14 protein-coding genes are annotated in these 15,632 nt (G+C 45.0%); 3 read left to right on the forward strand and 11 right to left on the reverse strand.

All coding sequences use genetic code 11. The features are described 5' to 3' along the window. Positions 1-103: 103 nt before the first annotated feature. The 5 genes from SNR28_RS07215 to SNR28_RS07235 all read right to left on the reverse strand — a co-directional run bounded on the left by SNR28_RS07215 (position 104) and on the right by SNR28_RS07235 (position 6,474). Entirely contained in the window at positions 104-1,504 is a 1,401-nt protein-coding gene (locus SNR28_RS07215; protein ID WP_375748536.1) for a sensor histidine kinase, read from the reverse strand. Then, positions 1,504-2,196, reverse strand: a complete 693-nt coding sequence (locus tag SNR28_RS07220; RefSeq protein WP_375748537.1) for a response regulator transcription factor — start codon at positions 2,194-2,196, stop codon at positions 1,504-1,506. The genes SNR28_RS07215 and SNR28_RS07220 overlap by 1 nt, the downstream gene beginning before the upstream one ends. 114 nt (positions 2,197-2,310) lie before the next feature. Further along, on the reverse strand, positions 2,311-3,051 hold the full coding sequence (locus tag SNR28_RS07225; RefSeq protein ID WP_375748538.1) for a DNA-binding transcriptional regulator YciT: 741 nt from the start codon (positions 3,049-3,051) through the stop codon (positions 2,311-2,313). Positions 3,052-3,148: 97 nt separating this feature from the next. Next, positions 3,149-5,572, reverse strand: a complete 2,424-nt coding sequence (locus SNR28_RS07230; protein WP_375748539.1) for a formate C-acetyltransferase/glycerol dehydratase family glycyl radical enzyme — start codon at positions 5,570-5,572, stop codon at positions 3,149-3,151. 2 nt (positions 5,573-5,574) lie between these two features. After that, the gene (locus SNR28_RS07235; protein ID WP_375748540.1) at positions 5,575-6,474 is read right to left on the reverse strand and encodes a glycyl-radical enzyme activating protein; all 900 of its coding nucleotides are present in this window, start codon (positions 6,472-6,474) and stop codon (positions 5,575-5,577) included. 172 nt (positions 6,475-6,646) lie between these two features. On the opposite strand from SNR28_RS07235, the gene SNR28_RS07240 reads away from it, so the two are divergent. The 3 genes from SNR28_RS07240 to SNR28_RS07250 all read left to right on the forward strand — a co-directional run bounded on the left by SNR28_RS07240 (position 6,647) and on the right by SNR28_RS07250 (position 9,869). After that, positions 6,647-7,321 (forward strand): fructose-6-phosphate aldolase, encoded by a 675-nt coding sequence (locus SNR28_RS07240; protein ID WP_375748541.1) that lies wholly within the window; start codon positions 6,647-6,649, stop codon positions 7,319-7,321. A gap of 355 nt (positions 7,322-7,676) precedes the next feature. After that, positions 7,677-8,825 carry an L-threonine dehydrogenase gene (gene yiaY / locus SNR28_RS07245; protein ID WP_375748542.1) on the forward strand — a complete coding sequence of 383 codons (1,149 nt, stop codon included), beginning with the start codon at positions 7,677-7,679 and terminating at the stop codon, positions 8,823-8,825. Between the two features lie 192 nt (positions 8,826-9,017). Further along, positions 9,018-9,869: a helix-turn-helix transcriptional regulator gene (locus SNR28_RS07250; protein WP_375748543.1), complete on the forward strand. Its 852-nt coding sequence runs from the start codon at positions 9,018-9,020 to the stop codon at positions 9,867-9,869. Positions 9,870-9,879: 10 nt separating this feature from the next. Here the strand turns inward: SNR28_RS07250 and SNR28_RS07255 are convergent, their stop codons facing one another. The 6 genes from SNR28_RS07255 to SNR28_RS07280 form a co-directional block, all read right to left on the reverse strand. Next, positions 9,880-10,227, reverse strand: a complete 348-nt coding sequence (locus SNR28_RS07255; RefSeq protein WP_375748544.1) for a RidA family protein — start codon at positions 10,225-10,227, stop codon at positions 9,880-9,882. Between the two features lie 19 nt (positions 10,228-10,246). After that, positions 10,247-11,362, reverse strand: a complete 1,116-nt coding sequence (locus SNR28_RS07260) for an NAD(P)/FAD-dependent oxidoreductase (protein ID WP_375748545.1) — start codon at positions 11,360-11,362, stop codon at positions 10,247-10,249. Beyond that, positions 11,352-12,794, reverse strand: a complete 1,443-nt coding sequence (locus SNR28_RS07265; protein WP_375748546.1) for an FAD-dependent oxidoreductase — start codon at positions 12,792-12,794, stop codon at positions 11,352-11,354. Before SNR28_RS07265 ends, SNR28_RS07260 begins: the two co-directional genes overlap by 11 nt. Then, positions 12,791-13,111: a (2Fe-2S)-binding protein gene (locus SNR28_RS07270; RefSeq protein WP_375748547.1), complete on the reverse strand. Its 321-nt coding sequence runs from the start codon at positions 13,109-13,111 to the stop codon at positions 12,791-12,793. The genes SNR28_RS07265 and SNR28_RS07270 overlap by 4 nt, the downstream gene beginning before the upstream one ends. Positions 13,112-13,222: 111 nt before the next feature. Next, positions 13,223-14,227: a TRAP transporter substrate-binding protein DctP gene (gene dctP / locus SNR28_RS07275; protein WP_375748548.1), complete on the reverse strand. Its 1,005-nt coding sequence runs from the start codon at positions 14,225-14,227 to the stop codon at positions 13,223-13,225. Between the two features lie 95 nt (positions 14,228-14,322). Beyond that, positions 14,323-15,621 (reverse strand): TRAP transporter large permease, encoded by a 1,299-nt coding sequence (locus tag SNR28_RS07280; protein WP_375748549.1) that lies wholly within the window; start codon positions 15,619-15,621, stop codon positions 14,323-14,325. Positions 15,622-15,632: the final 11 nt, after the last annotated feature.

The raw sequence follows: 15,632 nt of genomic DNA on the forward strand, positions 1-15,632 counted from the left end.
ATTAATAAATCTGAGAGGCGATTAATCATCGCCTTCGTTTAATGGGAATACTAATGAGCAATATGGAATAACTGGTTTAGAACTCGTTTAGACAGGTGGGTATTTACATATCTTTACGCTGCAGTTTGAAATCAATAATAAAATGACTACCAGACTTACCATCACTTTCAACCCGTATGGTTCCACCCTGTATGTTTACCAGCCCCTGAGCAATACTCAGCCCTAACCCTATCGAGCCTTGCTTACCCGTTCTGGATGGGTCGGAACGATAAAATCGGTCAAATACAAAAGGCAAATCTTCTTGCTGTATACCGCAACCGGTGTCACTCACTTTTATCGTCAGGCACTGATCAACACAATAGGAAGCAACCTCAATTTTCCCGCCTTTAGGAACGTACCGAATAGCATTGCGGATAAGGTTTCCCAAAACCTGCACCATACGCTCCTCATCCAGTTCAGGGGCAGGCAAAGAATCTGCACAGTTCAAAGCCAGCGTAATTTGATTTTCCTGACAAGCCAGTTGATGCATTCGGATTACCCTTTCAAGAAGAGTTCGGATATCTGTAGACGTGGTATAAATTGAAAGTGCTTTGGCATCGGTTTTAGCCAACAAGCTCATATCTTTCAGTAGCCTCTGAATATGCGCTATCTCAGAAGAGATAATATCAACTCTTTCATCATCCAGATCTAAAACACCATCCTGAGCCATTTCAATGTATCCAGATATCACCTGAACTGGAGTCCCTAAGTCATGGGCAACATCAGCGGTTAACTGGCGTCGTTGTTTATCTGCTCTCGCGAGGTCTTTGCTCATTTTATTGAAGGAGCGAGAGAGATCACCGATTTCATCGTTGCTGTGATCTGAGACTTCCTGAGTTAAGTCACCTGAAGCGATTGCGGAACTCGCCTTAGTCAGTGACTCGACAGGCTTTAGAATATACTTGGCGATTGCAGCCCCAAATATAAGGGAAATAAGAATACTGACTGCCACTGACATCAGCAGGATGTCCAGAATATTGTCCAGAAACACCTGGAGTTGAGAATTCAAACTTATACCGGTTGCCTCTGGAGGGATAACCCATGCAACAACTTCGCCCTGATACTTTACAGGACTGGCGTTCTCCAGATACGCCTTTGGTACGATGTCTCCAGGCTGAAATTTTAGGTATCTAAGTAAAGCACGCTTATCCGCAGTGACTAATCCTGCTTTTTTGGATGCTTTATTTCCAGATTTATTGAGCTCTGCCTTCTCTATATCCGGCTTTCTACTATCAGGCATAGGAGGGTGGAGAGACTTAAAATACTCTGGAAAGCCCACCCACGTCTGTTCTGCGGCATACCAATGGCGTACTTCCTGAACCATCTCTTTTGTCTGGTAACTTTGCGCCAGATTTTGTACACGCTGCTCAGAGGTAAAATAGGTGAGTATATAGATAACGAGCGCAGTGAAGATGCTTATTAGTAAGTAGGTTGCTACAAGTTTACTTCGTAATGAAATCCTCACTAATGAACCATCCTTAACCTGTAACCGACACCAAAAACGGACTCAATCTCAATGTCGCCTTTTAATCGCAACTCGAGCTTACTTCGTAAATTTCTGACATGGATCTTTAGTGTCGACTCTGAGCCACTGTACCCTTCATCAATCAAGTGACGGCAAATATCCGCTTTATTAACCGTGTGCTCTGCCGACTTCATTAGAAGACTGAGAAGTGAAAGCTCAGCCAACGTAAGATCGACAGGAGCGGCCTCATCACTAACCCGAAGTTCATGGGTCACTGTGTTTAGCGAAAGGCTAGAGAATTTCAGCGTTGGATCGGTTGCGAACAGACGGGACGTTCTTCTTAAAACAGCCTGAACACGCACGATTAACTCACTCATTTTAAATGGTTTGCTAATATAGTCGTCCGCTCCAAGTTCGAATCCTTTAACGATATCTTGCTCTTGTTGTTTCGCGGTAATCATGATGACAGGCAGATCACTGGTTTCACGCAGTTTAGCAATGAACTCATAGCCATCCATTTGCGGCATCATGACATCGAGAAGTATAAGGTCTGGAGTATGCCGTTTTAATACGAGCTGTGCATCACGCCCATTGGACGCGCATAGCACCTCAAAACCCTTGCTAATAAGAACTTCCTTAAGCAAGGTTTGAACATTTATTTTATCATCAACGACAAGAATTGTTTGGCTCATTACGTTTCCGGCAAGTAGCTAGATTCAAAGAACGGTTTGATAGTACTAGTTTATACAGAGCAACGAGCAAAAGGTTTAGATCAAGTTTAGAAACCAGGTCTAAATCCTGTGATGCTACCCCAGAATCACCTCTACCCCCTGGTTCTTGAGGTGTTCAATATCCGCTTTCGGAGCAGACTCATCCGTCAGCAGAACGGATATCTCACCAACATCACCAATGCTAGAAGGGTAGATCTGTCCAAACTTACTGGAGTCGGTCAGTACAATATTTCTACGTTTCTTTGCAATGATAGTATCTGCGATTTCTGCTCTCATCATATCCCGACTGGTAAACCCGGTATCCTGCTGGTAACCATCAATGCCTAAAAACGCAGTGCTGAAATGAATATTCTCAATACAAAGCTTAGTTAAAGGACCAACCAAACTCTCTCCCTGATGCTGATACACACCACCAAGAAGAATGATATTCGCTGAGGAATTTCGTATCAGATGAGCGATATAAGCAGAAGGAGTAATAATGGTGACGTCACCACGATCGGCTAACGTTCTTGCCAATAAAGCGTTGGCACTTCCCCCTTCAATGAGTACCGTTTCATTCGCGGCAACCAGATCCGCAGCTTTCGTTGCCAGCGCCTGTTTTACATCAAAACGAACTTCAAGACGAGAATCAATATCATCACTCTGCAACGCCACTGCCGCGCCATGAACTCGCTTCAAATACCCCTGCTGCTCAAGAAAGTTGAGGTCTTGTCGGATTGTCACGCCAGACACACCTACAGTTTCCACTAATTCCGTTACCTGAACACGCTTATGCTCATTCACCAGCTGCAGGATTTCGTTTTGTCTTGAGTTCACGGTTTGATTCCCAAAATAGAAAAGAGGCTACTATTGTAACCTCTTTGACTTTCATGTGAAACTTAAATGAAATGTGAAACCTAAGTTCCGCTGCTTTTTACAGTTCGTGCTCAGTACGTGCAATGATGTCATCCTGCGCATCCGGTGACAGTGCGGTAAAGAAGGCCGAGTAACCCGCCACACGAACAACCAGATCACGATACTGCTCTGGATTTTCTTTTGCAGCTAACAAGGTATCTCGTGAAACAATGTTGTACTGAACATGCCAACCTTTATGGTGGTTAAAGAAGGTACGAATAAGCATTGATAACTTCAGCATATCCCCTTCTGATGCCACGGCTGCAGGGCTCAACTTCTGATTGAGCAATACGCCACCCAGAATTTTGTTCGCCTGAATCTTAGCAACTGAGTTGTAAACCGCGGTTGGACCTAAACGGTCAGAGCCTGAAGATGGGCTGGCACCTTCTGCCAATGGTGTTGTCGCCTTACGACCATCCGGAGTTGCCATTGTGGATGAACCAAATGGTACGTTTGCAGAAATACTGGATGTGCCAGCATAGTACCCACCACCAATCGGACCACGACCATGACGAGTATTCACAAAGTTTTCAATTTCATCGATATAAAATTGATAAGCCTGCGCCAGCAGGTTATCCACCGACTCATCATCGTTGCCGTACTTAGGCGCGAAGTTAAGAATGCGCTGACGAAGCAGTTCCTGCTCTGAAGACTCAAAGTTATCCTGCAGTGCTTTTGCTAGTTCTGGTTGAGAGATCTGAGCGTCATCAAACACCATGTGTTTGATAGCAGCCAGGCTGTTACCAAGATTAGCAATGCCTACCTGAAGACCAGAAACCCAGTCGTACTTAGCACCACCTTCCTTAACCGTTTTACCGCGCTCCAGACAGTTATCAACCAGCGAAGAACAGAAGATATCGTGTGCTTGTTGTTCAAGAACCGTATCAACGACCGTATCTATCTCAATCGATTTACGAGCGTAATAACGAACCTGCTGCTCCCATGAAGCCATCACTTCATCAAAGTTCGCGAAGCTACCTTCTGCCAACGATTTTTCATGTGGAAGGAAAGTTTTGCCGGAAGTAGCATCTTCACCTTTGTTAAGGGCCGCAAGTAAAACCCGTGCAAAGTTAATAAAACTCATACCAGTGCAGCGGTAGCCCCATTTGCCCGGTACTGCCGTTTCAATACAGCCGATAGAAGCGTAGTTATATGCATCTTCTTTCTCGACACCTAACTTAATAAATTCAGGGATGACAATTTCGTCGTTGTTAAACGCTGGCATACCGAAGCCACATTTAATGACATCGATACACCCCATCAGGAAGTCCTGGTTCAAACATTCGTGGTAACGAACACTCAAGTTCGGCTGAGTAGAACGTAGCTGACCACAAGATTCTAAAATTGCCCATGAAAGTGGGTTAACCGCATCTTCGGCATCACCATTTTCATTGAGTTTCTGACCGCCAATACAAACGTTCTGGTATAGCGGGGAACCTGCTGATGCTTTTGAATGAGCACCGGAACGGATCTTATTGACTTCCAGTAGTTTCAACCAACAGCTCTGAAGGAGCTCCAAAGCAAACGCTTTTTTAATTACTGCATTTTCTATGTCTCTTACATAAAACTCATTCAGGAACTGATCCATACGACCAAACGAAACCGAGTGGCCGTTAGACTCAATTTGCAGCATAAGCTGGACAAAGTAACTCAGCTGTAGTGCCTGCCAGAAGTTTTCTGGCGCATGGAATGCAATATGGCGACAGTTTTCTGCGATGGCCTCTAACTCGGCTTTGCGCTCTTTACGGCTCTCTTTCGTAGCCATCTCACTCGCAAGAGCAGCATAGCTTATGATGTGGTCCTGAATAGCAACCAGCACAATATCCGTTGCTTTATAGAATTGCTCTTTTTTCAAGCCTTCAAAGGTCGCGACATCATTGTCTGCACGATATTGGCGCATTTCTTTGATCAAACCTTCCAAACCCAGAGCCAGGATCTTGTCGTTATCTACCGCAAGATGCGCGTCACCAGAAGTCATGTTGCCTTCTGCTTTAATGATGGTAGTCGCGAGAATTTCCTGTTGTTCATCGGTAAACAAGCCATAGCAACGATCCTGCACAGTCTTGCCACGCCAGTATGGCGTTAACTTGTGGATGATATCTTTGTCTTCTTCCGTAACATCAAAACCTGCGCCCGGGCGGTCTGCCAGCTCATCAATCTCAGCCTCTATCCAACGCACGGTATACTCAGGGAAAATCGGTGCTGCACGTACTTTGCTTGCCTGGTTACCCACTATCAACTCATCATGCTTGATCCAGATAGTACGTGTTTCCAGGTGTTCCTTCAGTGCAAGGGCTCTTTGTACAATTACTGGTTTATCTTCATTGGCTTTGTACGCACGAGTATAGGCTTCTGCGCGTTCAGTACAGACAGGCGGAGTAACAATATTTACCAGCTCTGATTTATGCGCTCTAATGCGTTCTGGAAGGTAGTTTAAATCCATGATTAGCCTCTTACAGTCACGTTTAATTGTGTGTTGGTGTTTGCGTATTCTTTTGCCCGCTCAAGCAGCTCTGGGTTCTTCAGAGGTTGGTCTGAACACTCATATGGCATATCGAGTAAGCGGTATTTGTTGATGCCTAAGGTGTGGTAAGGCAATAGGTGAAGTTCTTTACAGCTTTCAAGTGAAGCAGCAAAATCAATAATCTCTTTAATCTCTTCGTCTGTATCGTTAAATCCCGGAACAACAGGAACACGAATAACGATACGTTTGGCAACAGAATCTAGCTTGCGAAAGTTCTCTTTAATGCGCTTTGCCGATCCTTTCGCCCAACTCAGGAATTTTTCTTCATTTCTATGTTTCAGATCCGCCAGCCAGCAATCGATATAAGGTGCTGCGGCTTCGATGTTTTTCCAGGGGACATGCATGCATGACTCGATGGCAGTAGGCACACCACTCTCTTGCAACCGGATTGCAACCTCTTTTACCAGTTGCGGTTGCATCAGTGGTTCACCACCAGAAAAAGTCACTCCGCCATTACTCTGATCGTAGAAAGGCTTATCTTTCATCAAGGTATCAAAAAGCGTATCAACCTGAGCTTCCTGACCGCACACTGTCAGCGCCTGAGTAGGACAAACACTTTCAAGTGCAATCAACTGTTCATCGGTAATCGCTTTGCGGTTGATTGTGATTGCCCCGTTTGTACGTTCAATACCTTCACAGACATTGGCGCAGAGGTTGCACTCCGCCATGCAGCTACGCTCGTCAAACAACAAAGAACGTTTCTCACTGCGACTCTCAGGGTTCTGACACCATGGGCAAGCCAAGCTACAGCCTTTGAGGAACAGTATCGTTCGAATACCATCACCATCGTGCGTTGAGAACCTTTGAATATTGAAGTACATACTCATTACCTATTTCATTTATAAGTTTCGTCTTTCGACTCAACTTTCGTTAAATGAAATTATTATACTTTCAAATGAAATTTAAATTGATCAAAATCAATATCAGATGAAGTTGTCGGTTTTATAGTAACCATCAACAAAGCAAAACTGTTTTCAAATAAAAGGTAATAAGATGATTGAACTGTACCTGGATACAGCTGACGTAGAGCAAACAGCACGTTTCAGCCACTGCTTGCCACTTAAAGGGATTACAACTAACCCAACTATTCTTGCTAAATCTGGTAAAGGATTGAACGAAACACTAACCGCAATGCAGGATGCACTCGGCGGTAATCCAAGATTCCATGCTCAGGTAGTAAGTACATCTGTGGAAGGTATGGTAGAAGAAGCTCGTCAACTCAATGAACTGCCTTACGACATGGTAGTAAAAGTGCCTGCGACAGAAACGGGACTGGCGGCCATAAAATTGATGAAAGACGAAGGCATTCAGGTTCTGGCTACAGCTATTTACTCAGCACAACAAGGCTTTCTGGCTGCGCTGTGCGGAGCAGATTACCTTGCTCCGTATGTAAACCGCATTGATGCTATCAACGGTAATGGCGTGGAGGTCGTTGCTGATCTTCAACTACTTCTGGACCAGAACCAACTTCAGGCCAAGATCCTTGCTGCGAGCTTCAAAAATACTCAACAAGTAATGGAAGTAATGAAACTGGGAATCGAAGCTATTACGCTTCCGGTGGATGTTGCCGCTGCCATGTTTGCACACCCTTCTGTTAAACCAGCAGTAGAGCAGTTTGATACTGACTGGAAGGAAGCATTTGGTGATAAGCTGTCTTTTGAAAGCTAATTCTCAATCTTTACTCATTTGTTCATGGGCCTGCATAGGCCCTTATTTCTTATTTATCGTGCTTCAACTCACTTTTCTTCGCTCATCATCCCTGTCTAACCAATGAGTTATACGTTTTCGTTCACAGAATCTGTTTATAGCCTTACACCTGATTTAATTTAACTCATTGAAATTATTTATATAAATAAACCCTTCTAAAAATCCGGCTATTTTTTTAAAAAACGAACTAGTTGCGTTAAAGCTCTATTGATAATCTCATCGCCATCAAATAGGTAAGTGACTTCAAGATGTTAATTTCAGAGTAACATCTTGAAATTTCTTAAATATTTAAATTAAAACTTTATTGGAGCAATATATGTCTACTGCATTTTACATCCCTTCTCTGAACCTTATGGGTGCTGGTTGTCTTGAAGAAGCCGTAAACAATGTGAAATCTCTTGGCTATAAAAAAGCCCTAATCGTTACTGACAAAGTACTGGAAGAGATCGGTATTGTTGGTAAGGTTGTTGGCCTTCTGAGTGAAGCAGGTGTTGAATCTGCAGTATTCGCAGAAACTAAGCCAAACCCAACTATCGACAACGTAAACGACGGTCTTGCAATGCTTAAAGAAGCAGAGTGTGACTGTGTAATTTCACTGGGTGGCGGTTCTCCACACGACTGTGCAAAAGGTATCGCACTTCTTGCAACTAACGGTGGTGAAATCAAGGACTACGAAGGTGTTGATCAGTCAGCGAAACCTCAGCTACCACTCGTTGCTATCAACACAACAGCAGGTACTGCATCTGAAATGACTCGATTCTGCATCATCACAGATGAAGCCCGTCACATTAAGATGGCTATCGTTGACAAGCACGTAACACCAATCATCTCTGTTAACGATCCAGAGCTAATGCTTCTTAAGCCTGCTGGCCTAACTGCTGCAACAGGTATGGACGCACTAACTCACGCTATCGAAGCTTACGTTTCAATTGCAGCAACACCTGTAACTGACTCTGCAGCAATCAAGGCTATCGAGATGATTCAGGCAAACCTACGCACAGCAGTAGAAAACGGTGATGACCTGACTGCACGTGACAACATGGCTTACGCTCAGTTCATGGCGGGTATGGCGTTCAACAACGCATCTCTAGGTTATGTACACGCGATTGCTCACCAGCTTGGTGGTTTCTACGACCTGCCACACGGTGTATGTAACGCAATCCTTCTTCCACATGTACAACAGTACAACGCACAGGTTGCACCAGAGCGTCTGGCTGACGTTGCTAAAGCAATGGGTGTTGATATTGCAGGTATGGAAGCTCCAGAAGCTGCTCAGGCTGGTCTTGATGCAATTCGTCAGCTATCAAAAGATATTAATATTCCAGCAGGTCTTGAAGGCCTTGGCGTTCGCAAAGACGACTTTGATACTCTGGCTGAAAACGCTCTGAAAGATGCTTGTGGTCTAACTAACCCTAAACAAGCTACTCACGAAGAGATCGTTGCTATCCTTGACGCAGCAATGTAATCCAACTGTCAGTTGGTTTTAAAAGGCTACCGGATTAGTCCGGTAGCTTTTTTGTTTTTGGATTTCGCACCTATAGATAAAACGAAAACGTTTGGCTATATCACAGCTCCCAATCTGCACCTTACCCCATAGATTTATTATTGATATTTCACTAACATCGCCCTGACTACCCCTTTAGAGTAATAAGAACAAATGCACGAGATTAGAGATTTTAGCCGAGTGGCTGAACGCGAATATGCGCTTTCTACAGATAGCATCAATTTGCTCTACTACGATCTACCGAAGCATTTTAACGATGAGTACCATTCTTATGATGCGCCTCGTCTTTGCACCATTTTAGAGGGAACCAAAGAAGTCAGCGTTAACCAGTCTGAAAAGTTTGTATACAAGAAAGATCAGTTTATCCTTCTTCCACCCAATGCCAATGTCCATATGTCGATGCCTGAGTACACCAAAGCGCTCGTATATGAATTTGGCGATCAGATAATAAGCAGCGTAAGCCAACAGGTATCCGACAACCTGAACATGGACCTGCCTGACGAGATGAACTATTCCAACTTTACCCTTGATAGAGTAGATAACCGCATCGAGTCTCTGCACCATCGAATGCAAGAGATACTAAGAGAAGACGACCCAAATATGCGTTTTCTTATCGATATCACGTCGCAAGAGTTGGTCTACGAGCTGCTTAAAAAGCAAGGCTGCCACGATATTATCTACCACTATAAAAATCACCCTATAAACAAGGCGATACGCATCATGAACAGCGTTAGTGGTAGTAACCTGAAAATTGCGGATGTCGCAGAAGAAGTGGATATGTCGCTTTCAAACTTTAGTCAGAAGTTCAAAGTCGTCACTAACCACAGTCCAAAAGATTACATAACAAAGCTAAAGTTGCATAAGTCAAAGAAGTATCTGAACTCGCTCTCTGTGACTGACACTGCTTATGAAGTGGGCTATGACAATATCTCTCACTTTATCCGGCTGTTTAAGAAAGAGTTTGGCATGACACCTAAGCAGTATCAGTTAAAAGAGCGGCATTAAGTAGCAGTATTTATAGTGCTGCTATCACTGACATTTCGACCAGAATAACGTCTCTCGCCATTCTCGCTTCTACGCAAGCTCTTGCTGGCTTTTCACTTTCCGCTACCCAAGCATCCCAGACTTCGTTCATAGCCGCGAAGTCTTTCATATCCCGAACATAAATGGTGACCGACAAGATCTTGTTTTTGTCACTTCCAGCTTTTTCCAGCAATTGCTCAACTTTCTCAAGACAACGACTTGTCTGTTCCTTGATATCCCAGTCTGCATCGCCGGCTGTTTGCCCACAAAGGTACACAGTACCGTTGTGCTTCACGATTCTGCTCATTCGTTCTGTGGACTCAATTCGTTCAATTGTCATCTGTTTTTGTTCCTTTTAATTAAAGTACTTTTCGTTCAAATCTGTCTACACGGAAAGCCGTGAGATCAAACTCACTTTCTCCGTGAGTAATCAGGTCGCTCATTACCTTTCCTATAATCGGTCCCATCTGAAATCCATGGGCAGAAAAACCAAAGGCGTGATAAGCGTTGCGGCTTCGGATACTTTTACTCACAACAGGAAGGTTGTCAGGCATATAAGCTTCTAGTCCCGCCCACATTCTATTAATAGATGCCGTCTTCATCACGGGGAAAAATTCAATCGCATTTCTGGCGCCGATGGCGAGTTTGGCATAATCCAGTCGGGTTTTATTCGCGTCTCTGTCAGCAAACCCTTTCGCCCCTCCGCCAATGAGAACCGTTCCATTTTCAAACTGCTTGAAAGACAAAGGACGGCTCACCGCACCAACAACGGGCCCGGCAAAATGGGGAACTCTGCTGGTGATCATCAGCATTGGTGCGCTATACGACATTGGTGCATTGTCTCCCATCATCACAGCTATTCTGTCAGCCCACGCACCTGCACAATTGACGATATGCCCGGCATCTATCTGCAAGTTGTCTGTATTGATGATCCAGGCATCGCCTACCTGCCGAATTGTTTTGACCTCTTCACCCTCATAAAAGCTTGCACCAAGTCTCTCGGCAGCGTTACGAAAAGCAAATGTAGATTTATAGGGAATCGCGTAACCATCATTTTCAGATACAACACCACCGACACACTGGTGATTTACATGAGGCAGCCTTTCTCTAAGCTCCTTCTGTTCAATGATTTTTTCGTGAAAATGACCGAGCTTATGCAGTTGATTTTCCCGCTTCGCTAACGTCTCCATGTCAGCATCATCAGCCGCGATATTAATAAGCGAGGTTTTTCGAAACCCCGTATCTGCTTCAAGCTCATCATCCAGAGTCTGCCATCGCTCCATAGAGGCAAGGCTCAACTTAATTTCAGCTTCATGACGCCCCAAAACCCTGACTCCACCGGCGTTTACTCCTGATGCATGACGAGAAACGCCATCTTTCTCAAGCACTGCTACCTTTACGCCATGACGAGCTAAATGGTATGCCGTCGAGCAGCCCTGAATGCCACCGCCAATAATGATCACATCACTCTTCATGGCTCACCTCCTTGCTTTGATGCTGCATGGCTGCGATGGGAAGAGATTTCGGCTCCTTAATGTTGAAGTGGCTAAATTCTTCCAACGTCAGTAATCGCATAGGTGAACGCAGTCGATAGTAACCGACTTCTGACACAGGCTTTCTCCTCCACGCTGCGAGTAATTCACTCACCGTGTGCCCGCACTGACGTCCCTGACATGGTCCCATACCGCACCGCGTCAAGCCCTTTAGTGCATTCGGCTCTTTTGCTCCGGATAAGAAGCCTTGTTTTAAATCCGCTACAGTTCTCTCCTCGCAGCGACAAACAATAACGTTTTGATATTTCGGTATTCTGTTTTCTTCAACAGGGCGATATAGCGTATCGATAAATTTCCGAAACCGATTTAATTTTTCAAGCTTCGAGAAGTTTTCACGAGCCTGATTATCTCTGACCTCTTTGGTGATTTTTCCTAATCGGTACAATACGTTAAGCGCACAATTTGATCCTGTGTATTCCGCACCATCAGCACCAACTATGGCACTACTGTCTCCAGCCACGGAGATATTTTCTACCGAGCTGTTTCCCCACTTATCCAGTTGAGGGTGCCAGCACAACTGTTGCTCATTCCAGATATGCTCCAGCCCTATCGCTCTGGTTAAATTGAGGTTTGGAATCACCCCCTGATGAAGAAAAACATGCTTTGTCTGTATCTCAACCTTCTTGCCACTTTGGGTAAAGCAAATCCCCTCGACTTTCTCTTTCCCAGATACGGTGAGTTGCTCAGCATACCGATAAAATGGCACCTTAGATCTTCGTATTTCATCAAGCAGTCCAATGCCCTTAAACGCCATATCAACTTTAGAGAGTGCATCAAAAAACTTAAAACCGGCACGAATAAAATGCTGTTTAGGCGTGGTATCCACCACGGCTTTCACTTTTACACCCAACCTTAAATACTGGGCTACGATGACATACAGAAGCGGACCACTCCCGGCGAACACTGCATCTTCTTTTACAAGTCCGTCGCTTTTTAGCATCACCTGAGCACTACCCGCAGACATCACCCCAGGAAGATGCCAGCCCTTAACCGGGAAAGGTCGCTCCATCGCTCCGGTGGCAATAATGACCTCTCTGGCTTGTAATGTATGAGTTTGCCCGTCGACTGAGTATAGGACCTCTCCGTTATCACCGACATGCCAGACACTCGCATCTAATAGAACCTCTGCACTGCACTCCTGAAAACGCTCTACCAGTGCCTGGCCTTTAACGTAATCTTTCCCAAGGATATTCGGGTCGGATAGCGGACTATCTGAGACATTACGGTATATCTGTCCGCCAACAGAACTCTTGTCATGAAGCACCACGACAGACGCACCATACGAGGCTGCAACATAAGCCGCTTGCATCCCGGCTGGGCCAGCACCGATAATAGCGATATCGTAACTTCTCATTTTAATTGCCCCTCTGGTTGCTCGCACACCGTCGACTCTGTTATTTGCTGACGGTTGATCCTCATCCCCTTCTGCACTTTCGTACTGCAAGCACGTTGATTTGGCATACCATCAATCTCCACAAGACATTCGAAGCAAACCCCCATGGCACAATAAGCCGAACGCGCCTCCCCAGTTACAGGTGCTAACCTAGTAGTGGTTAGTTCGAATAACGCAAGAGCAGACCATACGGAAATACCCTCAGGTACCTGATAACGATTGCCATTAATCACAACATCGATATCTTTCGATTTAGCTGTTCCTACCAACCGATACATCTTCTCTCCTGAGTATTTTTCTGAAAATTGCGCGTGCCAAGCCGACAGACAGCACCTCTGTACTATCTGCTCTTGGCAGCGCAATTGAGTTAAAAAGAAGTGAGAGCGGTATTACTGCTCTATTTGATCAAGGATTCCTTGCCCCCAGTCAGCACCAACATCGCTCAGGATTTGAGGCCAAACATCGGAACGAACTTTCTTCGCAACATTTGATAACTGATCATCAGAAAGCTTCACGATTTTCGCTCCGTAATCAGCCAGTTTCTGTTCATAGTCAGCCTGATCTGATTCAGCTTTGCCCCAGCGTTTTTTCTCAAATGCAACGGCTTGTTGCTGAAGAGCGACACGATCTTCTTCATCCAGGTCGGCAAATGTCTCGCTGTTTACAATCATGTACCAAACTTCAAAGTGGGTATTCACCGGAATATAGGTTTTAGTTACATCTCGGAATGAAGCATAATAACCTTCTGCACCAGAACCAATCACACCATCTACAACACCGGTTTGCACCGCTGTGAACGCCTCAGAGAAAGGAATTGGAGAACTAATGTAGCCAAGCGCGTCACTGGTCAACTGGAAGCTCTTGATGCCTGGAACTCGAACTTTAATCCCTTTAGTGATCTCTGGGTTGCCCGGAGAAACGGCTTCACGGTTTAACGCAACACCACCAAAGTAAACCGGGTAGGCTGCCAGCATTGTGATGTCTTGCTTGCTATACAAATCCTTCATTGCGTTATAGATCGCACCGCCAGGACCATAGATCTTACGAGCCTGTGTCCAGTTTTCAGCGACATATGGAAACGCACTGATCTGCATTTTACGGGAAGCCGCAGTTGCCGCAGGCTGCACAGCCATATCTACCGCACCAACAGAAATTCGCTCCTGAACCGTGGTGTAATCACCTAAAGCACTAGCAGCAAAGATTTTGATCTTTACATCACCATCAGTTGCTTTTTCAACGTCTGAGGCGAACGCTTTCAGCTCGTTATCAATGATTGCTCCCTGAGGGCGAATATGACTGATCTTTAGTGTCTTAGCCTGAGCAATCCCACTCAGTCCTACAGCACCTGCAATCATTGCTGCGAATACTGATTTCTTAAAAGTTACACCTTGCATAAGGTTCTCCTTACTTTATGTTTTGTTGCGAGTTTCAGCAGCAATCCAGCCGCTTCGCAATTGGTTTTGGCGATACAATTGCCAGTTACTTCGGCTTAGTAACCAAAGAATGCTGGTAGGAACAATGAAAGATCCGACCAAAAAGAAGTTAAAAACACGACCGGTAGGTAGCCAGTTACGATAAGTAGCAAGGCTGGTTTAATTACTTTTGTCACTTCAACATTACCTACTCGGGCACCGAGATAGAGGATAGAAGCATAAGGTGGTGTTACACCGCCCATTGCTGTGTTTACACCCATAATGGCTGCAAACTGGATTGGGCTGACTCCGATAGCCTGCATAAGTGGTAGCAACAGTGGTGCAATCAAAATAATCGCGGTTACGTCATTCACCACCATGCCAACGAAAAACAGCAGGAAGTTAATCAATATCAGGAGTACAACTTTGTTATCAGTAATAGAGAAAATAGCTTCAACCAGTGCCTGAGGAACACTTTCCAGAACAAACATCTGAGAAAGAATCATACTGAACAGAATCATCAGCATAATGGCACCTACTGAAGTAGCCGCTTCCTTATTGGCACCAAGGAAAGTTTTTAGATCCAAACCTTTATAGATAAGGAAACCGACGGGAATGGCATAAATAACTGCAACAGCCGCTGCTTCGGTCGGAGTCATAACACCACCATAGATACCACCCAGAATGATGATAGGCATAAGTAGCGCAGGCGTTGCTTTCAAGCCTCGATTCGTCGCTTCGCTAACAAACTCAGTGCCTTTTAATGGCTCTTCTAAAACCAGCGGAAACTTACGAGCCTGCCAGATATTTACGATTGAGAAGTTGGTCATGATCAGCAGGCCAGGACCAAGCGTTGCCAAGAAACAAGCCAGAATCGACGTATCGGTTACCCAGCCATAAACAATCATGGTAACGCTTGGAGGAATAAGCAGACCTAGCAGTGACGAGTTAGCAATTAACGCGGTCGCATACGCCTTTGGGTATCCTTGTTTTTCCATTTCTGGTATCAACAGCGGTCCAATAGCAGCAACCCCAGTCAGACCGGAGCCCGAGATTGCACCGATTAACGCACAGCTAACAGTTGCAACTACACCCAAGCCACCACGTAAGTGCCCAACAAAAATGTTAACAAATCGTAGCAGACTGGCGGCGATACCACTCACGCTCATGATGGTTCCAGCCAGCACAAAAAGTGGGATAGCAAGAAGTACCGGGTTGCCGAGTTGCTGGAATCCCCAGAGCATGTTTCCTTTCATCGTGACGTCACCTACAAAGTACATCACAGCTAATCCACCGCCAAAACAGTATGGTAAAGGGATACCCAATGTCAGCAGTATCACCAGTACGGCGACGGCTAATAAAGCAATTTCAACCATTGTAGATTTGT

The sequence above is a fragment of the Vibrio iocasae genome, from assembly GCF_042245395.1.
Taxonomy (GTDB): Bacteria; Pseudomonadota; Gammaproteobacteria; order Enterobacterales; family Vibrionaceae; genus Vibrio; species Vibrio iocasae.